This is a genomic window from Phenylobacterium sp. (assembly GCF_030697925.1).
Taxonomy (GTDB): domain Bacteria; phylum Pseudomonadota; class Alphaproteobacteria; order Caulobacterales; family Caulobacteraceae; genus Phenylobacterium.
The window spans coordinates 26478-47982 of sequence record NZ_JAUYOJ010000034.1 but is presented as its reverse complement, the minus strand read 5'-3'; the positions used below and the strand labels follow the sequence as shown (position 1 = coordinate 47982).

19 protein-coding genes are annotated in these 21505 nt (G+C 69.4%); 7 read left to right on the top strand and 12 right to left on the bottom strand.

The window, feature by feature from the left end:
- The first annotated feature begins 191 nt into the window (after nt 1-191).
- The gene (locus Q8Q88_RS03935; RefSeq protein WP_305673896.1) at nt 192-1424 is read left to right on the top strand and encodes a TetR/AcrR family transcriptional regulator; all 1233 of its coding nucleotides are present in this window, start codon (nt 192-194) and stop codon (nt 1422-1424) included.
- Nucleotides 1425-1427: 3 nt separating this feature from the next.
- On the opposite strand, the gene Q8Q88_RS03930 is transcribed toward Q8Q88_RS03935, so the two are convergent.
- The 5 genes from Q8Q88_RS03930 to Q8Q88_RS03910 all read right to left on the bottom strand — a co-directional run bounded on the left by Q8Q88_RS03930 (nt 1428) and on the right by Q8Q88_RS03910 (nt 6202).
- Entirely contained in the window at nt 1428-1565 is a 138-nt protein-coding gene (locus Q8Q88_RS03930) for a hypothetical protein (protein ID WP_305673895.1), read from the bottom strand.
- 196 nt (nt 1566-1761) lie between these two features.
- Nucleotides 1762-2844 (bottom strand): Zn-dependent alcohol dehydrogenase, encoded by a 1083-nt coding sequence (locus Q8Q88_RS03925; RefSeq protein ID WP_305673894.1) that lies wholly within the window; start codon nt 2842-2844, stop codon nt 1762-1764.
- Nucleotides 2845-3045: 201 nt separating this feature from the next.
- Nucleotides 3046-3489, bottom strand: coding sequence for a hypothetical protein (locus Q8Q88_RS03920; protein ID WP_305673893.1), 444 nt, complete (start codon nt 3487-3489; stop codon nt 3046-3048).
- A 66-nt stretch (nt 3490-3555) separates the two neighbouring features.
- Nucleotides 3556-4500 carry an alpha/beta fold hydrolase gene (locus Q8Q88_RS03915; RefSeq protein ID WP_305673892.1) on the bottom strand — a complete coding sequence of 315 codons (945 nt, stop codon included), beginning with the start codon at nt 4498-4500 and terminating at the stop codon, nt 3556-3558.
- A gap of 85 nt (nt 4501-4585) precedes the next feature.
- Nucleotides 4586-6202: a long-chain fatty acid--CoA ligase gene (locus Q8Q88_RS03910; protein WP_305673891.1), complete on the bottom strand. Its 1617-nt coding sequence runs from the start codon at nt 6200-6202 to the stop codon at nt 4586-4588.
- Between the two features lie 348 nt (nt 6203-6550).
- Between Q8Q88_RS03910 and Q8Q88_RS03905 the strand changes: the two genes are divergently transcribed.
- A complete protein-coding gene (locus Q8Q88_RS03905; RefSeq protein ID WP_305673890.1) occupies nt 6551-6961 on the top strand; it encodes a nuclear transport factor 2 family protein in 411 nt (136 codons plus the stop codon).
- 21 nt (nt 6962-6982) lie between these two features.
- Here Q8Q88_RS03905 and Q8Q88_RS03900 read toward each other — a convergent pair whose 3' ends face one another.
- From Q8Q88_RS03900 to ubiG, 4 genes are read right to left on the bottom strand one after another with little or no spacing between them, the layout of a single operon-like run.
- Nucleotides 6983-8617, bottom strand: a complete 1635-nt coding sequence (locus Q8Q88_RS03900) for a DUF4166 domain-containing protein (protein WP_305673889.1) — start codon at nt 8615-8617, stop codon at nt 6983-6985.
- Nucleotides 8614-9039 (bottom strand): thiol-disulfide oxidoreductase DCC family protein, encoded by a 426-nt coding sequence (locus Q8Q88_RS03895; RefSeq protein ID WP_305673888.1) that lies wholly within the window; start codon nt 9037-9039, stop codon nt 8614-8616. The genes Q8Q88_RS03900 and Q8Q88_RS03895 overlap by 4 nt, the downstream gene beginning before the upstream one ends.
- Before the next feature lie 4 nt (nt 9040-9043).
- The gene (locus Q8Q88_RS03890; protein ID WP_305673887.1) at nt 9044-9847 is read right to left on the bottom strand and encodes an FkbM family methyltransferase; all 804 of its coding nucleotides are present in this window, start codon (nt 9845-9847) and stop codon (nt 9044-9046) included.
- 25 nt (nt 9848-9872) lie between these two features.
- Nucleotides 9873-10622: a bifunctional 2-polyprenyl-6-hydroxyphenol methylase/3-demethylubiquinol 3-O-methyltransferase UbiG gene (gene ubiG / locus Q8Q88_RS03885; protein ID WP_305673886.1), complete on the bottom strand. Its 750-nt coding sequence runs from the start codon at nt 10620-10622 to the stop codon at nt 9873-9875.
- 176 nt (nt 10623-10798) lie between these two features.
- Here ubiG and Q8Q88_RS03880 point away from each other — a divergent pair, with 176 nt between their 5' ends.
- Nucleotides 10799-12049 carry an aspartate kinase gene (locus Q8Q88_RS03880; RefSeq protein ID WP_305673903.1) on the top strand — a complete coding sequence of 417 codons (1251 nt, stop codon included), beginning with the start codon at nt 10799-10801 and terminating at the stop codon, nt 12047-12049.
- Here Q8Q88_RS03880 and Q8Q88_RS03875 read toward each other — a convergent pair.
- On the bottom strand, nt 12046-13440 hold the full coding sequence (locus tag Q8Q88_RS03875) for an MFS transporter (protein WP_305673885.1): 1395 nt from the start codon (nt 13438-13440) through the stop codon (nt 12046-12048). The two genes, Q8Q88_RS03880 and Q8Q88_RS03875, sit on opposite strands and share 4 nt — an antisense overlap.
- Before the next feature lie 70 nt (nt 13441-13510).
- Here Q8Q88_RS03875 and Q8Q88_RS03870 point away from each other — a divergent pair, with 70 nt between their 5' ends.
- The gene (locus tag Q8Q88_RS03870) at nt 13511-14152 is read left to right on the top strand and encodes a metalloregulator ArsR/SmtB family transcription factor (RefSeq protein ID WP_305673884.1); all 642 of its coding nucleotides are present in this window, start codon (nt 13511-13513) and stop codon (nt 14150-14152) included.
- Nucleotides 14125-14670: a GNAT family N-acetyltransferase gene (locus tag Q8Q88_RS03865; RefSeq protein ID WP_305673883.1), complete on the top strand. Its 546-nt coding sequence runs from the start codon at nt 14125-14127 to the stop codon at nt 14668-14670. The genes Q8Q88_RS03870 and Q8Q88_RS03865 overlap by 28 nt, the downstream gene beginning before the upstream one ends.
- Here Q8Q88_RS03865 and Q8Q88_RS03860 read toward each other — a convergent pair.
- Both Q8Q88_RS03860 and Q8Q88_RS03855 read right to left on the bottom strand, forming a co-directional pair.
- Nucleotides 14667-16391, bottom strand: coding sequence for an alpha/beta hydrolase (locus tag Q8Q88_RS03860; RefSeq protein ID WP_305673882.1), 1725 nt, complete (start codon nt 16389-16391; stop codon nt 14667-14669). The two genes, Q8Q88_RS03865 and Q8Q88_RS03860, sit on opposite strands and share 4 nt — an antisense overlap.
- A 62-nt stretch (nt 16392-16453) precedes the next feature.
- On the bottom strand, nt 16454-18772 hold the full coding sequence (locus tag Q8Q88_RS03855) for a heavy metal translocating P-type ATPase (protein ID WP_305673881.1): 2319 nt from the start codon (nt 18770-18772) through the stop codon (nt 16454-16456).
- 107 nt (nt 18773-18879) lie between these two features.
- Between Q8Q88_RS03855 and Q8Q88_RS03850 the strand changes: the two genes are divergently transcribed.
- Both Q8Q88_RS03850 and ptsP read left to right on the top strand, forming a co-directional pair.
- Nucleotides 18880-19155 (top strand): metal-sensitive transcriptional regulator, encoded by a 276-nt coding sequence (locus Q8Q88_RS03850; protein ID WP_305673880.1) that lies wholly within the window; start codon nt 18880-18882, stop codon nt 19153-19155.
- A gap of 78 nt (nt 19156-19233) precedes the next feature.
- Nucleotides 19234-21501, top strand: coding sequence for a phosphoenolpyruvate--protein phosphotransferase (ptsP, locus tag Q8Q88_RS03845; RefSeq protein ID WP_305673879.1), 2268 nt, complete (start codon nt 19234-19236; stop codon nt 21499-21501).
- Nucleotides 21502-21505 lie beyond the last annotated feature (4 nt).

The following is a 21505-nucleotide window of genomic DNA, read 5'->3' as shown; positions in this document are numbered from 1 at the left end:
CTTGTATCGAACCACCAAGACCACAAGGGAAGCCAAGCGGGCGCTAAGCCGCCAACCCTGGGTCGGGGCTTCACAACGGCTTGTTGCGAAGCTGGCGGCCCGGGAGGGACCTCCCGTTGCGGTAGCTTTCAACCCGGACCGCGCCGAACTAAGGTCGCGCTTCTGGTGATGTTTTCGGCGGAGAATCCAACTTGACCGCAGCCGTCAAGCCCAAGGCCCGCGCGCGTTACGCGGCCAAACGGGACGCGATCATGGCCGCCGCCACCACGGTCTTCAACGACCACGGGGTCAGCGGCTTCACCCTGGCGGCGGTGGCCAAGCGGATGGATCTGCATCCGGTCAGCCTGACCTACTACTTCAAGCGCAAGGAAGACCTGGCCGCCGCGGTGCTGCACGAGACCATGGCGCGGTTCAACGCCATGCTGGAGCAGGCCGAGGTCCAGACCACGCCCGCCGCGCGCCTGCGGGCCTTCGTCGCCGCCTATTACGAGACCCGCCGCCGGGTGGCGCTCGGCCAGGAGATCCCTCTGGCGCCCTTCAGCGAGATCTCGCTGATCGAGGGCGAGCAGCACCTGCCGCTGATTGAGGCCTTCACCGGTCTCTACATCCGCATCGGCCGGCTGATGAAGAGCCCCGACATGCCGTGGATCACCCCGGCGCGACGCCAGGCGCTTTCGCGGCTGGTGGTCTTCCAGCTCACCTGGTCCGACACCTGGCTCAGCAGCTATGAACCCGAGGACTACGGCCGGGTCGCCGCCCGCATCGCCGATGTGATGATCGACGGCCTCGCCGCCGAGGGCCAGGTCTGGCCCGACCTGCCGCTGCTGCCCCTGGGTTCGCCCGTGGCGCAGAACGACGAGGTGACCCGCGACCGCTTCCTGGTGGCGGCCACCAAGCTGATCAACCGCGAGGGCTATCGCGGCGCCTCGGTGGACAAGATCTCCGCCGAGCTGAAGGTCACCAAGGGCTCGTTCTACCACCACAACGCCGACAAGGATGAGCTGGCCGCCGCCTGCTTCGCCCGCACCTTCGAACTGGTCGACGACGCCAAGCGCCGCGCCCTGGCCGCCGGCACGACGGGCTGGGAGCGCCTGTGGCTGGCCACCGTGTCCCTGGCCATGCACCAGGCCTCGGCCGAAGGCGGCCGGATGCTCCGCCACCCCGCCCTGGCCGCCGTGCCTCACGCCATGCGCCGAAGGGTGCTGATCCGCTTCCAACAGATCGGCCATTCCTTCGCGGGCCTGATCTCCGACGGCGTGGCCGACGGCTCGGTGCGAGCGGTGGATCCGCTGCTGGCCGCCCAGCTCGTGCTCGTGGTGTTCAACGCCTCCCTGGCGCTGGATTGGCGCAACCAGCCCGGCGACGTCACCGGGCTGATGGAGGCCTATGTGCGACCGGCCCTGCTGGGCTTCTTCGTCGAGTAGTTCCTAGGCTGCTTCGTCGTACGTCCCGTCCATCACCGAGCGCATCAGGTCCGGATCGGTGAGGATGGGCGGCGGTTCGCCGAACCGTTCCTCCCACAGGCGTGCGACCGCCAGTATTTCTTCATCGTGATCCCGTGACATATTCTGGGAAGTCCCCTTCGAGCGACGCCACCGCGCATGGGGAACCCGTGGTGGGCTCGCGGGTTTCACTCCCTCACAGATTTTTCTAGGGTTAACAATGGCTTAATCATGCCGATTGTTCCAAATCGACAATCCGAAAACAAAAAACCCTCCGCCGAGGCAGAGGGTTTTTCCATATTCTTTCTATCGAATTCGACTAGTCGAAGACGATGACCGACCGGGCCAGTTCGCCCTTCTTCATGTCGGCGAAGCCCTCATTGACCTGGTCCAGCCGGATGCGCTGGGAGACCATCTGGTCCAGCTTCAGCTTGCCCGACATGTAGAAGTCGACCAGCCGCGGCATGTCGACCGGGAAGCGGTTGGAGCCCATCAGCGAGCCCTGGATGCGCTTCTCGCCCAGGAAGGCGGCGCCCATCAGGGTGATAGTCTGGCCGACCGGGATCATGCCGATGACGTTGGCGGTGCCGCCCCGGCGCAGCATGTTGAAGGCCTGCTCGGCGGTCTTGGAAAGGCCGATGGCCTCGAAGGAGTGGTGCACGCCGCCCTTGGTCATCTCGATCACTTCCTTGACCGCGTCGGTCTGGGAGGCGTCGATGAAGTCGGTGGCGCCGAACTCCATGGCCAGGTTGCCCTTCGACGAGACCATGTCGATGGCGATGACCCGGCCCGCGCCGGCGATGGCCGCGCCGTTGATGGCGGCCAGGCCGACCCCGCCGCAGCCGATGACCGCCACGGTCTCACCGGGGCGGACGTTGGAAGTGTGGATCGCGGCCCCTACCCCGGTCATCACCGAACAGCCGATCAGGGCCGCCCGGTCCAGCGGCATGTCCTTGCGGATCGCGACGCAGGCGTGCTCGTGGATCAGCATCTGTTCGGCGAAGGACGACAGGTTCAGGTACTGGATCATCGGGCCGTTGGCTGTCGACAGCCGCGGCTCGTCGTCCGGACCGCGCTTGGTCTCGGGCGAGACGCACAGCGACAGGTGGCCGGTGAGGCAGGATTCGCAGTGGCCGCAATAGGCCGACAGGCAGGTGATGACGTGGTCACCCACCTTCACCGTGCGGACTTCCGAGCCGATCGCCTCGACCACCCCGGCGCTCTCATGGCCTAGCACCGCCGGCAGCGGGTGCGGATAGGAACCCTCCATGAAGTGCAGGTCGGAGTGGCAAAGGCCTGCGGCCTTGGTGCGGATCAGCACCTCGTGCGGGCCGGGCTTGTTGATCTGGACGTCTTCGATCTGAAGCGGCTTACCCACTTCGCGCAGCACTGCGGCCTTCATGACGGCGTTTCCCCTAACCGGCGCCCCCCAGGGGGGCTGATTTCTCGAAGTCGCGGTATGGCCGCAGCATTCGCGTGCCAACCTTATCGCTGTTCAGATGGCGCGGGCCAAGAGATTTTCCGTGGCGAAGCCCGGATTCGGCGAAAACGAAAAAGGCCCTGGCGCGAGCCAGGGCCTTGGATTTCGTTCGCTGGAAGGAGTCTACTTCGGACCCCAGATTTCCGCCTTGGACGCACTGGAGACCAGGGCGCCGCCGGAGACCGAGAGGCTGGAGGCCGGAACCGAGATGGTCTTGCCGCTGGCGCTCAGGGTGACCTGCGCCGCGCCGTCGGCCTTCTTGGTGACCTTGGAAATCTTGCCGACTTCCGCGCCGGTCGAGTCGGTGACCGTGGCGCCGGTCTTCAGGTCGGCTTCGGTGGCCGAGGTGTTGGCGGCCATGCCGGTGTCGGCCTGGGCCGAGGCGCCGGCCGAGCTCGACGTCGCGCCGGCGGTCGGGTCCGGACTGACCGGCGGCGTGGCGGCCGGCGGCAGGGCGCTCGTCGCCGACGAGGCTCCCGCAGGGGGCGCAACCGCTGGGGTCTGAGCCATGGCCGGGAAGGCGAGCACGGCGAAAGCAGCGCCAGCCAGAAGAAGCTTGGTCGTCATTGAGATGTTCCCTCGGTTACCCCGCCAACCGTGGGCACAACGAGGGGATGAGCCGGGAGGTTCCCCTCAAGCTGGTGCGGCGGTCTGACGCTGGCGCTCCGCGCGGGGCTTGAACCAGCCGAAAGACGGCAATTTGGGCAGGCCCGGGATTCTGGGTAGCTTGAAGACGAAGGGCCGCGGAATACAGGCCTCAATGTGCTGCAACAGGGGCTCGGTGGGCCCTTCGTTCATGAAATGGGTCGCGCCCGGCACCCGCTCGAAGCGCATAGGGCGCCGGGTGCGGGTCTCCGACACCAGCCGTTCGGCGATCTCGATGGGGGCGAAATCGTCCTTGTCCCCGTGGACCACATGAACCGGGACCCGGAGGCGGGCGAGCGCGGCGCGCATGCCGTCCAGCTGGGTCGGCTGGTTGGTCACCTCCATCACCGCGTGGCGTAGGTCGCGGGGAATGATCTTCAGCAGGCGCGAGCCGACATCGAGCAGCCAGCGGGCGGTTGGGCCGGATTCGCCGAAATAGCCCGACAGCAGGACCAGGCCCGCCACCTTGCGCGGGTTCTCAGCGGCCATCAGCGAGGCGATGGCCGCTCCATAGGATTGGCCGACCAGCAGCACCTTCTGGCCGAACCTGGCCTCCAGAAGCGGGGCGAGCGCCCTGGCCTGGACGTGGATGTCGCCGACATATTCCACCGGCTCGGAGCCAGCGTAGCCCGGGCGGTCCACCACGATCATCTCGCGGTCCTGCGGCAGGGCGGCCAGGACCGGCGCCCAGTACTCGGCCCAGGACGGCGCTCCGGTCACCACCACGATCTTCCAGGGCGCGGTCTTCGCCCGCGGGGTGGTGAGGGCCGAGATCTTCCAGCCAAGGCCGGCCCCGGCGTGGAAATGCAGGCGGCGCACCACGGTGTCGGGATAGTCGGCGGAGGTTGGAACGTGCTCCGTTCGTCCGGCCGCGGCCGCCTCGATCACGGCCCAGCCCATGGAAAGCACGCCCTTGGGTCTCTTACGCGCCACAGTCCGAAGCTCCCAGATCCTGCCCTCTAGACGTGGGGGTTGAACGCGGAATCGCAAGCCGGGTTCGCTCCCGGTCAAGATTGTTTCAGGAGAGGGTGGCGATCTGGTTACGCAGTTCGCGTTTCAGCACTTTTCCGGTGGGCCCGATGGGCAGTTCGTCGACGATCCGCACCTCGTCGGGGATCCACCATTTGGCCACTCGCTCGGCCACGTGGGCCTTTAGGACCTCGGGGTCCACGCTCTGGCCGGGGCGCAGGGTGACCAGCAGCAGCGGGCGCTCGTCCCACCTGGGATGGGGTACGCCGACGGCGGCCGCGAGCGCCACCGCCGGGTGGGACGAGACCGCGTCCTCCAGGTCCAGGGTGGATATCCACTCCCCGCCCGACTTGATCACGTCCTTGGCCCGGTCGGTGAGCCGCAGATAGCCCTCGGGATCGATGGTCCCGATGTCGCCGGTGTCGAACCAGCCGTCCTTCAGGAACACCTCGGCGCCGTCATTCTTGTAGTAGGCCGACGAGACCCACGGCCCGCGCACCTGCAGGGCGCCGACGCTGACCCCGTCGCGCGGCTGGACTGTTCCGTCGTCGCCCATGATCCGCAGTTCGACCCCGAACATGCCACGGCCCTGCTTCAGCTTGCGGGCGTAGCCGGCGTCCGCGTCCTCGGCGGCGTGCCGCGGCAGCGGGGTGTTGATCACCCCCATGGGGCTGGTCTCGGTCATGCCCCAGATCTGGCGCACCGTGGCCCCGAGCTGCGCCTCCACCCGCCGCATCAGGGTGGCGGTGGGCGCCGAGCCGCCGATAGCGACATTGCGTACGCTGGTGAGCTTCTGGCCGGTCTTGTCCAGGTGATCCAGCACCCCCACCCAGATGGTCGGCACGCCCAACAGGAAGCTCGCCTGCTCGGCGACCGCCAGCTCGCAGACCGACGGACCGTCCAAGTGGCGTCCGGGCAGGATCAGCTTGGCCCCCACAAGCGGGGCGGCGTAGGGCGTGCACCAGGCGTTGGCGTGGTACATCTGGGCGCAGGGCAGGACGGCGTCGCGGGCCGAGAGGTCGAAGGCGTCGGGCGCCACCAGGGCCATGGCGTGCAGCACCGTCGAACGGTGGCCGTAGAGAACGCCCTTCGGATTGCCCGTGGTGCCGGAGGTGTAGCAGAGGCCCGAGGCCTGCCGCTCGTCCAGCTCCGGCCAGTCGAAGTCCGGGGAATGGGCCTCGATCAGTTCCTCATAGACCAGGGTCCCGGCGGGAGCCTCCGCCGGCAGGTGCGCGCGGTCGGTCATGGCCACGAAGGTCTTCACGGTTGCGAGCTTGGGGGCCAGTTCGCCCACCAGCTCGCCGAAGCTGATGTCGAACAGCAGGACCGAGTCCTCGGCGTGGTTGGCCACCCAGGCCACCTGGTCCGGATGCAGCCGCGGATTGATGGTGTGCAGGATCGCCCCGATCCCGGAGACGGCATAGTAGAGCTCGAAGTGGCGATAGGTGCTCCAGGCCAGGGTCGCCACCCGGTCGCCGGGCTTCACGCCCAGTGCGGTGAGCGCATTGGCCATGCGCTTGGCCCGGACCAGGGCCTCGGCATAGGTGTAGCGGTGGATCGGGCCCTCGAGGGTGCGGGTCACCACCTCGCGGTCGCCATGATAGGTCGCGGCGTATTCCAGGATCGACGGCAGGCTCAGCGCCCGGTCCATCATCAGAGCCAGCATCGGCGACCTTCTCCCTTATCGTTGTTCAGGTGAACCTAGGGCGAGGCGCCAGAGCGCGCTAGGCGCCCCGTGAGAGGCGCCGGGCGCGCCGGGTGACAGGTTGAGTCCGAACGCCGCCAGCCTCGCCTTGGCCGAACGGGTACATCGCCGTTTCCATTGGAAACAGGTGAGACGATGAACAGGACAACCCTAGGCGCGGCGCCCTTCCTACTCGCCCTGGCGCTCACGGCGCCGGCGGCGGTCGCGCAGCCCAGCCGCGAGCCCCCCGCGCCGGGGGTTGAGTCCGTATCGCGCCAGACGACGGAGCGCGGCCCGCCTATGGCTCGGGCATCGCATCGGAGGATAGCAATGAACGAGACCGACAAGCAGGCGTTCGTCGACAGGTTCGCCGCGGCCTGGGCCGCCAAGGACGGCCAGGCGTTTCTCGCGCTCTGGCACGCCGAGGGCAAGCTACACTACCCCTTCGCCAACCGCGTGATCCGGGGCGACGAGATCGGCAAGCTCAACGACCTGACCAAGGCCAATGCGCCGGACCTGACCTGGAAGCTGATCGACTGGACCTCGCGCGGCGATGTGGTCGTGATCGAGTGGGAGAGCTCGAACAAGTACGGCGAGCATGTCGTCACCTGGCGCGGCGTCGACAAGCTGACCCTGCGCAACGGTAAGGTGATCGAGGAGATCGTCTATGCCGACACCGCGCCGCTGCAGGCGATGCGGCGGCGCGAGAAATTCGACGCCCTGATCCAGTTCCCGGACTGATCCGGCCGGCGGCAACGCGATCTACGGCTCCAGGCGCCCCGCATAGGCGAAGATGGTCCCCAAGGCCGGATGGGCCACCAGAACCCTGAACCGGTAAACACCGTCGCGGGCGAAGGTGATCGCGCGGATGCGCGGCGCCAAGATCATGGGCAGCCTCAACGGACCCAGGCGCCAGCGCAGGAGCCGCCAGCGGAAACCATCCGGCGCGAGGTCGCTCCTGAAGGCGAAGGCCAGCGGCCAGACCCGCTCCTCGAATTCGCCGACGGCGGGGAGGCTTGCGAGCCGCGAACGAAAGGCGCGCGCGCCGAACCGCCGAGTCCAGGTTTCTCCGGTGGCGTCGGGAACGATGTCGACCTTTAGGTTCGGATAGTCGCCGGGCTCGGGCAGGCCGCCGAAAGCCCGCGCCAACCGTGCGGGCGGCGAGCGCGAACCGCGCGCCCTGCCCCGGCCATGGAAGGTCGCCCGCTCCTGGCCCGCATGCACCCGGGCGACGCGGACCGGCAGGGCCTCGACCCGCGACCCCAGCACGCGCCGCAGCAGCGAGGGATGGCCGGGCGAGGCCGCGTCAACGCGGGTGAAGATCGGCAGGTGGGCCAATTCGGCCAGTATCTGCTCAAGGGTCAGCAGACCGACACAGGCCCGAGCGCCCCGCGCGCCGATCTCGCCATTGGCCAGGCCGCGCAGCATGGCCGCCGCGGCGGCGACCGGCACATACGGCCCGGCGTCGTCCTCCGCCCAGAGGCCCCACCTGGCGGCGACGCGGCCGCCGTCCGGTCCTTCACCGTTCGCGGCGACCAGCATGCCGCCACGATCCGAGCCCAGGCCCGCCACGAGGCCCGCAGCCCATAGCAGCGGGCGTGAGAGCGGCGCGAGCGAAGTCAGCAGCCGCCAGCGGACGGCGAACGACAAGAGCCAGAGGCCAAGATGCAGCGGCGCCAACTCCAGCCCCGCCATGAACCGCGCCTCGCGCCGGACCGCGAACCGCGCCGGGAGGATGTCGAGGTCGGGGGTCTCGCACAGGGACGCCAGGCGAGATCCGAGGCCTGGGAAGTCTAGGCGCCGCACGCCGCTCCAACCCGGGGCGTCGCGCCAGCGGCCGCCCGTGAACAGCCGCACGGGCTGACCGACATAGGAGAGGATCGCCTGCATCACGGAGAGGCCGCGCGGCGCCCTGGCGCCTGGGGAGATCGCCACGGTGACCTGGTCGACGGCGCGCCAGTCGGCGGTCAGCCGGTCCAGCACGGCGTTGGACAGAGCCGGAGTCGAGCTCGCGCCGGCGACCGCCAGCACGCCGGCGGCGCGGGCCTCCGCGCCGAGGGCGTCCGGAAAGCCGGCCACGAAGTCGCGGGCGTCGGAGAGGTCGACATAGTGGGCGCCGCAGGCGATAGCTGCGCGGGGCAGGCGCAGGTCGCTGCGCTGGAAGGGTCCAGCAGCGTCGACCACCGCCCAGGGACGATGGACCGTGAGCGTCTCGGGACGCTCACGGTCGAAGGCGGCGATCTGAACGCCCGACCCCAGCTCAGCGGCCAGGGCCTGCAAGGGGGCCTCCCGTCGCGCCGCCAGCACCAGCTCGATCCCTGGCATGACGGCCAGCAGCCTCGCCAGCCGACGTCCGAAGGCGCCTGTCGCGCCCACCAGGAGGATGCGATGCGTCACGGGGTTGGTGGTTCGAGTATGAACCTGGCCCGGACATTCGGAGAGGGCACCATGCAGGTCGCGCGACGTCCCATCAGGCGATACCGGTTGCGCGCGATCCAGTCATAAGCCCGGTCTCGCATCGCCTTGGGCACGAGGCGCAAGATCGTCACCCACCGCCAGGGCGCCGGCAACCGCCCAACCAGGGCCAGCACGGCGTCCGATCCGCCAAGGACGCGGCCATGATCAAAAAACAGGAAGGTGTTGGGTGTCTGCGGATCAATCCCCGCCGATCTCGCCAGAAGTTCGCCGTACTGCGACTGGATCGGCGTGAACCTCAGGCCGCCAGCGCGGTCCAGGGCCAGCGCCAGGCGAACGGATCCGGAGCAGAAGTTGCAGACGCCGTCGAAGACCCACACTCCGTCCGGACCCGCAGCCGCCATCCGCTCAGGCCGCCATCCGGGCCTTGAAGACGCCGTCCGGAAGGTTGGGGGCGCGCGCGGGATGGACGAAGAAGTAGTCCTTCCACGGCACGTCGGGCGCCACGGTGGTGCGCTCCTCCAGCCGGTCGCCGTTCAGCGCGAACATCCGGTAGCCGCGCGAGCGGAACAGATCGACCACCGCGTCGGCCGAGCCGCCGAACCGGCTCTCCAGCATGATCGGGTGGATCTCCAGCAGTACGTGGGGAAGATCCCGGTCGATGACGTGCTCGGCGCCCTTCAGCGCCTTCTGCTCGGCGCCCTCGATATCCATGCGGATGAAGTCGACCCGGGTCACGCCATGGCGACGGCAATAGTCGTCCAGGGTCACCACCGGGGTGGGCTGGATCTCGACGCCGGTATCCTCGAGGTCGGGGCGCACCTTGCCCTCCGGCGGCGCCTCGGCGACGAAGGCGTAGGCCCGACCCATGCGGCCGGAGGTCTTCTTCGGCGTCACCAGCAGCAGTTCGCCTGGCATGTCGGAGACCGCGGCGTGGACCGGCGTCACCTGGTCGGCGATCCCATGCCATTTCAGGCAGAGTTTCAGCACCTCGAAGGTGAAGGCCGACGGCTCGAAGGCGTAGATGCGCGCGTCGGGCGCGACCTGGGTCATCACATAGGAGTGGCGCCCGTCGCTGGCCCCAACATGCAGGCAGACCGGCGCTCCGGACAGCAGGTCGGCGAGGTAAGGTGTTTCGGGCTCGTGCTTGGCCCACTTCATATTGCGCCGCCAGGCGCGGAATGCGTGACTGAGCACGCGTATCGAAGGCATGGATACTTCCCCTTGAGGGCGCTCTTTACGCCACGTCGCGGGTGACCGTCATCATGTAGTTGATGTCGCAGTCCGACGAACGGGACCAACGTCCGCCCAGAGGATCATAGGCGACGCCGAACGGGCCCTGCACCGCCACCGGCTCCCCCTCGAGGAAGCCGCGCAGTTCCGCGGGCTTGAGGAACTTGTTCCAGTCATGGGTGCCGGCCGGGACCCAGCGCAGCACGTATTCGGCGCCGACCTTGGCCAGGGCGAAGGCCTTCAGGGTGCGGTTCAGCGTGGCCACGATCATCAGGCCGCCGGGCGCCAGCAGCGCGGCGCAATCACGCAGATAGGCGCGCGGATCGGCCACGTGTTCGATCACCTCCATGTTGAGGATCACGTCGAAGGCCGGCTCGCCGGCGGCCAGCAGGTCCTCGGCGGTCGAGGCGCGGTAGTCGATTGACAGTCCCTGCTCGGCCGCATGGGCCGAGGCCGTGCCGATGTTGCGCTGCGAGGCGTCGACCCCGGTCACCGCGAATCCCAGCCGGGTCATAGGCTCGCTGAGCAGGCCCCCGCCGCAGCCGATGTCCAGCAGGCGCAGGCCCTCGAAAGGTTTGCGCGCCGAAGCGTCGCGGCCGAAGCGCACCAGAGCCTGCTCGCGGATGAACGACAGCCGCACAGGATTGAACTTGTGCAGCGGCGCGAATTTGCCCCGCGGATCCCACCATTCGGCGGCGATCCGGGAGAAACGCTCGACCTCTTCCGGGTCGATGGAGGTGGCGGCGGCGGTCATGGCCGCCCTTTTCCACCCGCGCGGCGCGGCGCGCTAGTCCCCATGCGACGAAGGCCCGCCAGCGGGCGCCATCTTGCCGGAAAGCTCGCTTTTCACCTGGGCGGAAGGCAGACATTGCCCCCTGCGGCGCGCGCCGCTATGAGGCGCAGCCCTTTCCCTCACGCGGAGCTCTCGCCCTGTCCCGGCTGGTGATGAAATTCGGCGGCACGTCCGTGGCCGACCTGGAGCGCATCCGGCGCGTCGGCCGCCTGGTCGCCGCCGAGGTCGAGGCCGGGCACCGCGTGGCCGTGGTGGTCTCGGCCATGTCCGGCAAGACCAACGAACTGGTCGCCTGGACCGACGGCGCCGGCGCCGCGGCGCAAGGGTTGAACCCATCCGACGACGAATACGACACCGTGGTCGCCTCGGGCGAACAGGTGACGGCGGGCCTGCTGGCCATGACCTTGCGCAACATGGGACTGCCTGCGCGCTCCTGGATGGGCTGGCAGATCCCGATCATCGCCGACGACGCCCACGGCCGCGCCCGCATCGACGACATCCCGCCCGAGAAGCTTTCCGCGGCGCTCGACGCCGGCGAGGTGGCGGTGATCGCCGGCTTCCAGGGCGTGACCCGCGACGGTCGCATCGCCACCCTGGGCCGAGGCGGCTCGGACACCAGCGCCGTGGCCATCGCCGCGGCGGTGAAGGCCATCCGCTGCGACATCTACACCGATGTCGACGGGGTCTACACCACCGACCCGCGCATCGAGAGCAAGGCCCGCAAGCTCAACAAGATCTCCTATGAGGAGATGCTGGAGATGGCGTCCCTGGGCGCCAAGGTGCTGCAGACCCGTTCGGTCGAGCTCGCCATGGCCAAGAACGTGCCGGTGCGAGTGTTGTCCAGTTTTGTCGAGCCCGGCGAAGCGCCCGGCCAAGGCACCATCGTGTGCGACGAGGAAGAGATCATGGAAAAGCGGATCGTGAGCGGCGTCGCCTATAGCCGCGACGAGGCGAAGATCAGCCTCTTCGGCCTGCCCGACCATCCGGGCGTGTCGTCGGAGATCTTCGGCGCCCTGGCCGACGCCAACGTGAACGTGGACATGATCGTCCAGAGCCACGCGCGCACCGCCGACACCGCCAACATGGAATTCACGGTCGGCAAGCGCGACGCCCAGCGCGCCGTTGAGATCGTCCGCGCCGCCCAGCCGAAGATCGGCTTCGACGACGTGCAGGTGAACGAGGACGTGGCGAAGGTCTCGGTGATCGGGGTGGGCATGCGCAGCCACACTGGCGTGGCCAAGACCATGTTCAAGGCCCTGGCCGACAAGGGCGTGAACATCCAGGTGATCTCCACCAGCGAGATCAAGATCAGCGTGCTGATCGACGCGGCCTATACCGAACTGGCCGTCCGCGCCCTGCACGCCGGCTTCGGCCTGGACCAGCTCTAGAGACGGTCCGCGCTGAGCCGCCAGGCGGCCCAGACGCCCAGGATCGAGACCGGGGCGACAGCCACGAACACCCACAGCCCGGCCGAGACCGCACTGGCCGGGGACAGTCCGGCCGAGAACCCGACCAGATTGGCGACCGCCGCCGAGGCCGCCGCCCCCACCGCCGAGCCGGTCAGACGCACCGTGGTCATGGCCGCCGCGCCGATCGCGCGCTCATCGCCCTCGGGCAGGCTGGCCAGCAGCCGCTGGCTCATGAACGCCCAGGACAGGCCGAATCCGCCGCCCAGGAACATGCCGGCCAGCACGACCCCGGGAACCGAACCCCCTGGAAAGACCAGGGCGCTGCCGATGACGCCCAAGGTCGCCATGACCGCGCCGGCCCGGATCATCCGCTGGGGCCAGGGTCCGGTCAGGTGGGCGACGGCGAGGCCCAGCACGGTCCAGGCCAGGGCCTCGACGGCGATGATGTAGCCCGCGCCCAGGGCCGAGAGCCCGGCCAGGGTCTGCAGGATCGCCGGGCCGTAGATCGAGAACCCCATCGAGGCGGCCGTCAGCAGGAACATGGCGGCGAAGCCCGAGCCGGCGATGGTCCGCAGGTCGCCCGATCCCTTGGGCAGCAGGCGCACGGGCGCGCGGCCGTCCAGGGCGACCATGGCGATCAACAGACCTAGGCCCAGGGCCGTGAGGCCGATGGAGCGGGCAAAGTCGTGGACGATGTCGGCCAGGCCGATGGCGCCGACCCCCGCGGCGATCAGGCCGAGCTGCGGCCAGGCCACGCGGCTGTCGCCGGCCTTGCCGTCGGCCGGCAGCAGCGCCCAGGCGGCCCAGGCCACGCCCAGCGCCTGGATGGCGAATAGCCAGAACACCCAGCGCCAGGCGTCGAGGTCGGCGAAGATACCGCCGATCAGGGGGCCGAGCAGACTGGCGATCCCCCAGACGCCGGTGACGGCCGCGTAGACCCGCGGCAACAGGCGGTCAGGGAACATCAGGCCGATGGCGACGGAGCAGAAGCCCACCACCCAACCGCCGCCCAGGCCCTGCAGCACCCGGCCGACCAGGAAGCTCGCCATGTCCGGGCCCGCCGCGCTCAGGGCGCAGCCCACCGCGTAGAGCAGGGCCGCGGCGGCCGTGGCCCGGCGCAGGCCGAAGCGCAGGGCCAGCAGGCCCGAGCTGGCGCCGGCCAGCACCGAGCCCAGCAGAAACCCGGCCGTCGCCCAGCCGAAATAGGCGTAGCCGCCGAGGTCGGCCCCGACGCTGGGCATGATGGTGGCGGTGACCAGCGAGTCGGCGGCGCTGATCCAGACGCCCAGGCAGATCAGGACGAAGCGCGGCAGACGGCCGTCGCCCAGCACATCGGCCCAGCTTCCGTCCGTCCGCGCCCCTGCCATCATTTGACAATCTCCGAGTTTACAAATCCGAGGTAGACCCGGCCCGCAAATTTTGCAATGTACTGATTGTCAAATGCACACGACATCCGACCAGATCCTGTTGCAGCTCAAGACCAGGGGGCCTGTCCAGACCAAGGACGTGGCCGCCGCCGTCGCGGTGACACGCCAGGCCGCGCGCCAACACCTGGAACGCCTGGCCGCCGAGGGCCTGGTCGAACATGCCACCGAGCGCATGGGCGTGGGCCGGCCCCGCCGCTCGTGGTCGCTGACCGCCTTGGGAAACCAGCGGTTCCCGGACACCCACGCCCAGATGACCGTCGAGCTGATCGAGGCGGTGCGCGGCGAGTTCGGCGACAAAGGGCTGGACCGGCTGATCAAGCGCCGCGAGGCGGCCACGGAGGCCGGCTACGCCAAGGCCTTGGACGGCGCGGTCGCCCTCGAAGAGCGCCTGGAGCGCCTGGCCCAGATCCGGGCCGCCGAAGGCTACATGGCCGAGTGGAGCCGGCGCGAGGACGGCGCCTACCTGCTGATCGAGAACCATTGCCCGATCTGTGCGGCGGCCAGCGCCTGCCAGGGGTTCTGCCGCTCGGAGCTGACCCTGTTCCAGATGATGCTGGCCCCGGCCAGGGTCGAACGCGCCGAGCACATCCTGGCGGGGGCGCGGCGCTGCGCCTATGTCGTGACCCCATGGACATCGTCGACTTCCCAGCCCTGACCAACGACCAGCGCGCCCAGGCCGCACAGGTGATGCGCGCCGGCTTCGCGCCCATCGGCGCCTATCAGGGCGAGGCGGCCGACGCCGAGGTGACCACCTTCTTCGAAGATCCCGATCGGTTCGCCCTGGCCGCCTTGATCGAGGGAGTGGTCGTGGGCTTCGTCGGCGGTATCGACAGCTATCCCAAGGCCGTCGAACTGCACCCGATGGTCGTCGATCCGGCGCACCAGGCCAAGGGCGTCGGCGCGGCCTTGCTGGCGGCCCTGGAGGCGCGGGCCGCCGCCATGGGCAAGCTCACCGTCTATCTCGGCACGGACGATGAGATCGGCGGCACCAGCCTGTTCGCCGCCGAGGTCTTTCCGGGCGCGCTCGCCAAGCTGGCGGCCATCGAGCCCACCAGCGGCCACGCGTTCTTCTTCTACCGCCGTCACGGCTACGAGCCCGTGGGCCTGATCCCCGACGCCAACGGCTACGGCAAGCCCGACCTGCTGATGGCCAAGCGGGTCGCCAAGCCTTAGCCGCGTCCCGGTATCGGCAGCTGGAAGTCCGGCGACCAATGCGTCGCCGTGCCGGAGACCACGTACCAGGTGATGAACAGGGCGCAGATCAGGGCGCCCGGGACGTAGGAATTGGTCCGCCGGTACGTGAAGACCGCGATCACGCCCACGATGGCCAGCAGCGGCACGAACTGGATACCGACGATGGTGTTCAGCGGCTCGGCCATGGACAGGACGCCAGTCGCGAACAGGCTAGCGTACTGGACGCTCAGCAGGACAACGAAGCCCAGGCACATGGCGAGCGCGGCGGCCAGGTACTGGCCCTTTCCTTCCCCCTTCCGTCCCAGGTTGGCGTGCAGGGCCCGCAGGGCGACCAGAAAGAAGGCCGTCCACAGCGGCAGGTAGGCCAGCGCATAGGTGAGGTGCAGTCCGTCCAGCGGCTTCAGGCCCAGCACCCAGAACCGGTAGTCGACGTGCCAGAGGCCGTCGACCAGGGCCAGGGAGGCGTAACCGACCCCCACTGTGGCCACGGCGATGGCGGCGCTCTTCAGCCATTGGGTCGCGAAGGCGGGCTTGGCGGATTTCAGCACCAGACCGAGCACTAGGGTGATCGCGGCGTTGGCCAGGGCCCAGACCAGCAGCTGGTTGGTGATCCACTGCGGGAAGCCCGGGATCGGGAAGAACAGCTGACCGACCTTCATCAACGGGAAGAAGGTGATCGCGGGGATCGCCGCCGTCAGGACGAAAGCCAGCCACCAGCGGCGGTCCCGCTTCTCGGCCACGGGCGCGGCCGGCTGAGCGAGGCCCGAGAGCCACGGGGCCGCCAGCAGCAGCTGGAAGGTCCCCAGCATCAGCGCCACCAGGCCCGCGAAGGCCACCAGGGTGCCGACCTCCTTCCAGAACCAGACCTGCTGGGTCGGCGGCAAGGGATTGGCCTCGCCGTCCAGGGTCTGCTGGAACCAGTCGAGGGCCGGCGCCACGCCCGCTACGGAGAAATGCTCCCACGGATGGGTGATGGCCGGGTTGTACAGGACCCGGGCCGTGCCCGCCTTGAGGTCGCCATAGACCCGGCCCTCGACCACGGGGGTCGTGGTGCCGAACAGCGCCTTCATGGCCTTGGACTTGGCGACGTCGGAGCCCCGCTCCACCTGCCACATCAGCTGGGCGAACTCGTCATAGCCGCCGAACACCAGTGCGAGGTTGCGCAGTTCGACCTTGGCCTGGCTGCCGAACACCGCGCCGATCGCCGGGGTCGAGCCCACCAGGACAGCGGACCTGTAGCCGCCCGGATCCGAGGCCGCGGCCCCCACCACCGGGCCGCCGCCCAGGCTGTGGCCTTCCAGGCCGATATTGGCCTTGTCCACCTGGGGCAGGCTCTTGAGATAGCGCAGGGCCGCGGGGCCGCCGAAGTCGTTGCTGCCGACGATGCCGGTGGAATAGCCGTGCCCCGACTGGTCCATGGCCAGGACCACGAAGCCGCGTCGGGCCAGCTCGATGGCGAAGGCCGACTGCATCTCGCGGGTGTTGATGTAGCCGTGGCTGACCAGGACCGCCGGCGCGGGCTTGGCCGCGCTGGCGCCGGGCGGGGTGTAGATCAGGGCCGACAGGGTCGTGCCCTTGTCGCCCGGGAAGCGCACATCCTTCACGGTCACGCCGCCGGAGGTCTGGATCGCGTTGGCCAGCAACGATCCGGCCAGGATCAGCAAAACGCCCACCGCAAACGGCAGCCAGGTCTTCCGCATCGTCGCCTCCCCAGACGCAGCTTGTTCTTGGGCGCGACTATGGGCGCCCGCGGCCCGCGACGCTAGAGCTTCAGGGCTCGCAACCGCAGGGCGTTGCCCACCACGCTCACCGAGGAGAGCGACATGGCCAGGGCCGCGATGGCCGGCGAGAGCAGCAGGCCGAAGGTCGGGTAGAGCAGACCCGCCGCCACCGGCACGCCCGCCAGGTTATAGGCGAAGGCGAAGACCAGGTTCTGGCGGATGTTGCCCATGGTCGCCCGCGAGAGCCGGATGGCGCGGTCCAGGCCTGCCAGATCGCCGCCCAGCAGGGTGACGCCGGCGCTCTCCTTGGCCACGTCGGCCCCGGCGCCCATGGCCACGCCCACGTCAGCCACGGCGAGCGCCGGGGCGTCGTTCACGCCGTCGCCAGCCATGGCGACCACGCGGCCCTCGGCCTTCAGCTTCCGAACCGCTTCGGCCTTGTCGGCGGGGGAGACCTCGGCCTGCACGTCGTCGATGCCGAGCTTGGCCGCCACGGCGCTGGCGGTGACGGCGTTGTCGCCGGTCAGCATGACGATCCGCACGCCGCGCGCGTGCAGGGCGGCGATGGCCGCCGCGGCCGAACTCTTGATCGGATCGGCGATGGCGATCAGCCCGGCGAAACGCCCGTCGACGCCGACCAGGACCACGGTGGCGCCTTCCGCCCGCAGGGCGTCGGCGTGCGGCGCGGCGGCGAGGACGTCCCGTTCGCCTAGGAAGGCCGCGCTGCCGATGAGAACTTCACGCCCGCCTACGCGCCCGAGCACGCCCTTGCCGACCGGCGAGTCGAACTCGCTCGCCTCCGACAGCTCGATCCCCTCCGCCGCGGCGACGATGGCCCGGGCCAGCGGGTGTTCGCTGGAGCGCTCCAAGCTCGCGGCCAGGCGCAGCAACTCGGACTCTTCGAAGCCAGGCGCGGGCCGAATGGCGGTCACCTTCGGCCGGCCCTCGGTGAGGGTGCCGGTCTTGTCCACCACCAGTGTGTCGACCTTCTCCAGCCGCTCCAGGGCCTCGGCGTCCTTGATCAGCACGCCGGAGCGCGCGCCGCGCCCGACGCCCACCATGATCGAGATGGGCGTGGCCAGGCCGAGCGCGCAGGGACAGGCGATGATCAGCACCGAGACGGCGGCGACCAGGGCGTAGGCCAGGCGCGGCTCCGGGCCGATCATGGCCCAGACGGCGAAGGCGAGCGCCGCCACGGCGACGACGGCGGGCACGAACCACCCGGAGACCCGATCGGCCAGACGCTGGATCGGTGCGCGGCTGCGCTGGGCGGCGGCCACCATCTGGACGATCTGGGCCAGGACGGTTTCGGCGCCGACCCGCTCGGCCCGCATGACGAAGCCACCGGTGGTGTTGACGGCGCCGGCGGTGACGGGATCGTCCGGCGCCTTGGTCACCGGCATGGATTCGCCCGTTATCAGGCTCTCGTCGACCGCGGCGCGGCCCTCGACCACCACGCCGTCCACCGGAATCTTCTCGCCCGGACGGACCCGCAGCAGGTCGCCGGGATGGATGTCGCCCACCTCGACCTCCTCATCCCGTCCGTCCCGGACCCGCAGCGCGGTGCTAGGCGCCAGGTCCATCAGGGCGCGAAGGGCGTCCGACGTCCGTTCGCGGGCCCGCAACTCAAGAAGCTGTCCCATCAGCACCAGGACGACGATCACCGCGGCGGCCTCGAAATAGAGCGGCGGCGTCCCGTGGGCGTCGCGGAAGGCCGCCGGGACCAGGCCCGGCGCCAGCAGGGCCAGGGTGCTGAACGCCCAGGCGACCCCGGTTCCGAGCGCGATCAGGGTGAACATGTTGAGGTTGCGGCTGATCACGGAAGCCCAGCCGCGGGCGAAGAACGGCGCCCCGGCCCACAGCACCACAGGCGTACCGAGCAGGAACTGCAGCCATGGGCCCCAGTCATGTGGAACCGGCAGGGCAAGGCCCAGATGGCCGCCCATCTCCAGCGCGAGCAGCGGCGCAGTCAGCACCAACCCCACCCAGAACCGGCGGCTGAAGTCGGAGATCTCCGGATTGGGTCCGGCCTCGGGCGAAAACACCTCGGGCTCCAGGGCCATGCCGCAGATCGGGCAGGCGCCCGGCCCCACCTGGCGGATCTCGGGGTGCATGGGACAGGTGTAGATGGTCCCGGGAGGCGTCGGCGGATCGGGCTCGCGGGGCGCCAGGTAGCGCTCGGGGTCGGCGGTGAACTTGGTCCTGCACCCGGCAGAGCAGAAGTGGAAGGTGGCGCCGTCGTGCTCGGCGAACGGTTTTCCCGCCGTGGTGTCGACGCTCATGCCGCAGACCGGATCGATGGCCAGGTGCGCGGCATGACCGTCAGCGCCGTGATCGTGGTCGTGATGATGACGCGACATGGCGCAACCTCCGCTCGTTCTCGATTTCACCTGGCCACATATACCCCCATGGGGCATATTGCAATTACCCCATGAGGGTATGATTTCCGCGGCGAGAGGACATCCGGATGAAGCGCGACGACAAACCCAGACTGCTCAACCGCCTGAGCCGGGTCGAAGGCCAGGTGCGCGGGATCGCGCGCATGGTGGAGGAGGATCGCTACTGCATCGACATCCTCACCCAGCTGCAGGCGGTGCGCGCGGCCCTGTCGCGCGTGGAGGCCGAGATGCTGAAGGATCACCTGAGCCACTGCATCGAAGGGGCCATTATCAGCGGCGATGTTCAGGAACAGCGCAAAAAGGCCGGCGAGCTGATCGAACTGCTCGGTCGCGTCTCACGTTGACGCTAGGACCGCTTTTCCATCTCCGTTCCGACATCCAAAGCTGCTAGGAGCGGACTGAACGAGGGAGAGAAACGGCCGATGGCCTTACAGGGCGTCGCCATCCGGGGGCAGCGGAGCCTGCTGCGTCAGATCCGCGAGGCTCTGGCGTCGGGCGGACCCGCGCAGGCGCGCCTCGACATGGTGGTGCGGATCATCGCCCGCTCGATGGTGGCCGAGGTCTGCTCGCTCTACATGCGCCGCGCGGCCGGCGACATCGAGCTGTTCGCCACTGAGGGCCTTGACCCCGAAGCTGTCCACGTCACTCGCATGAAGCCGGGCGAGGGCCTGGTGGGCGAGATCATGCGCCTGGGCCGGCCGCTCAACCTGTCGGACGCCCCGAACCATCCGGCCTTCTCGTACCGCCCGGAGACCGGCGAGGACCCGTTCCACGCCTTCCTGGGCGTGCCCCTGCTGCGCGGTGGCCGGGCCATCGGGGTGCTGGTGGTGCAGAACCGCACCGAGCGGGTCTATGTCGACGACGAGGTCGAGGACCTGCAGATCGTCGCCATGGTCCTGGCCGAGATGGTGGCCGGCGGCGAGCTGATCTCCGAGGGCGAGCTGAAGGGCGTCGAACTCGCGCCGCACAAGCCCGAGCGGCTGAAGGGCGCCAAGTTCGCCGACGGCCTGGCCCTGGGCGTGGCGGTCCTGCACGAACCGCCCGTGGCGCCCTCGCAACTGCTGGCCGACGACGTGGTCGCCGAGGAGGCGCGGCTCAACACCGCGATCGCCAGCCTGCAGGCCCAGATCGACGAGATGCTGGACGGCCAGCACGGCCTGCTGGCCGACGTCTCCTATGAGGTGCTCGACACCTACCGGATGTTCGCCCACGACCGTGGCTGGAACCGCGGCCTGGAAGACGCGGTGCGCAATGGCCTGACCGCCGAGGCGGCCGTGGAGCGGGTGCGTTCCGAGCACCGCGCGCGCCTGGGCCAGGCCCGCGACCCCTATTTGCGCGAACGGCTGCACGACTTCGAGGACCTGGCCGACCGGTTGCTGCGCCACCTGTCAGGCGACGCCCATTCGGCCCGGGAGCTGCCCGAGAACGCCATCCTGATCGCCCGCAACCTCGGCCCCGCCGACCTGCTGGAATACGACCGTACCAAGCTGAAGGGCCTGTTGCTGGAGGAAGGCTCCTCGGCCAGCCACGCGGCCATCGTCGCCCGCGCCCTGGATATTCCCTGCGTCGGCCGGCTTTCGGGCCTGCGCGACCGGGTTTCGGAGGGCGACGCGGTGATCGTCGACGCCGAAACCGGCGAGGCCTATCTACGTCCGCGCCTCGACGTGGTGAAGGCCTTCAAGGCCCGGCTCGAAGTCCGCCTGCAGCGCCGCGCCGAGTTCGCCAAGCTGCGCGACACGCCGGCTTTCACCCGTGACGGCGCCAAGATCACCCTGTTGATGAACGCCGGCCTCGACGTCGACCTCGACATCCTGGCCGAGACCGGGGCGGAGGGCATCGGCCTGTTCCGCACCGAATTCCAGTTCATGGTCGCCGAGGAGATGCCGCGCTTCAACGCCCAGACGGCGCTCTACGGCCGGGTGATGGACGCCGCCGGCGACATGCCGGTGACCTTCCGCACGCTCGACCTCGGCGGCGACAAGATCCTCCCGTACATGGAGGCCGAGCGTGAAGAGAACCCGGCCCTGGGCTGGCGCGCCATCCGCATGGGACTGGACCGGCCAGGGCTGCTGCGCCTGCAGCTCCGCGCCCTGATCGCCGCCTCGCGCGGCCGGTCGCTGCGGATCATGTTCCCGCTGGTGGCCAGCGTCGACGAGTTCCGCGCCGCCCGCGCCCTCGTCGACCACGAGGTGGCCTGGGCCCAGCGCCGCGGCCGGCCGGCTCCCTCGCGGCTGGACGTCGGCGCCATGATCGAGGCCCCGGCCCTGATCTGGCACCTGGACGCCCTGCTGCCGATGACCGACTTCGTCAGCGTCGGCACCAACGACCTGATGCAGTACCTGTTCGCCGCCGACCGGGGGAACCCGCGGGTGGCCGACCGCTACGACTTCCTGTCGCCGCCGGCCCTGCGCGCCCTGGAGGCGATCCAGCGAGCCTGCGCCGAGACCGGCACGCCCGTCTCTGTCTGTGGCGAGATGGCCGGCCGGCCGCTGGAGGCCTTCGTCCTCGTGGCGTTGGGTTTCGACCGGCTCTCCATGCCGCCGGCCGGGATCGGGCCGGTCAAGCAGATGGTGCTGTCCTGCGACCGCGAAGCCGCCCGCCGGGGGGTCTCGGCTTTGATCAAGGGCTCGGCGGGATCGATCCGCAACGAGATCGAGACCCTCGCGCGGAAATTGTATCTCGCCATCTGACCTG

Coding starts and splice junctions, on each gene's coding strand:
- Q8Q88_RS03910 (WP_305673891.1), bottom strand. CDS start 6,202: ATGCTGGCTCTGATGATGGACCGGGCGCTGAGCCTGCCGTCGATCCTG.
- Q8Q88_RS03870 (WP_305673884.1), top strand. CDS start 13,511: ATGCACACGACATCCGACCAGATCCTGTTGCAGCTCAAGACCAGGGGG.
- Q8Q88_RS03865 (WP_305673883.1), top strand. CDS start 14,125: ATGGACATCGTCGACTTCCCAGCCCTGACCAACGACCAGCGCGCCCAG.
- Q8Q88_RS03930 (WP_305673895.1), bottom strand. CDS start 1,565: ATGTCACGGGATCACGATGAAGAAATACTGGCGGTCGCACGCCTGTGG.
- Q8Q88_RS03895 (WP_305673888.1), bottom strand. CDS start 9,039: ATGGCGGCTGCGGGTCCGGACGGAGTGTGGGTCTTCGACGGCGTCTGC.
- ptsP (WP_305673879.1), top strand. CDS start 19,234: ATGGCCTTACAGGGCGTCGCCATCCGGGGGCAGCGGAGCCTGCTGCGT.
- Q8Q88_RS03925 (WP_305673894.1), bottom strand. CDS start 2,844: ATGAAGGCCGCAGTGCTGCGCGAAGTGGGTAAGCCGCTTCAGATCGAA.
- Q8Q88_RS03890 (WP_305673887.1), bottom strand. CDS start 9,847: ATGCCTTCGATACGCGTGCTCAGTCACGCATTCCGCGCCTGGCGGCGC.
- ubiG (WP_305673886.1), bottom strand. CDS start 10,622: ATGACCGCCGCCGCCACCTCCATCGACCCGGAAGAGGTCGAGCGTTTC.
- Q8Q88_RS03920 (WP_305673893.1), bottom strand. CDS start 3,489: ATGACGACCAAGCTTCTTCTGGCTGGCGCTGCTTTCGCCGTGCTCGCC.
- Q8Q88_RS03905 (WP_305673890.1), top strand. CDS start 6,551: ATGAACGAGACCGACAAGCAGGCGTTCGTCGACAGGTTCGCCGCGGCC.
- Q8Q88_RS03850 (WP_305673880.1), top strand. CDS start 18,880: ATGAAGCGCGACGACAAACCCAGACTGCTCAACCGCCTGAGCCGGGTC.
- Q8Q88_RS03875 (WP_305673885.1), bottom strand. CDS start 13,440: ATGATGGCAGGGGCGCGGACGGACGGAAGCTGGGCCGATGTGCTGGGC.
- Q8Q88_RS03855 (WP_305673881.1), bottom strand. CDS start 18,772: ATGTCGCGTCATCATCACGACCACGATCACGGCGCTGACGGTCATGCC.
- Q8Q88_RS03860 (WP_305673882.1), bottom strand. CDS start 16,391: ATGCGGAAGACCTGGCTGCCGTTTGCGGTGGGCGTTTTGCTGATCCTG.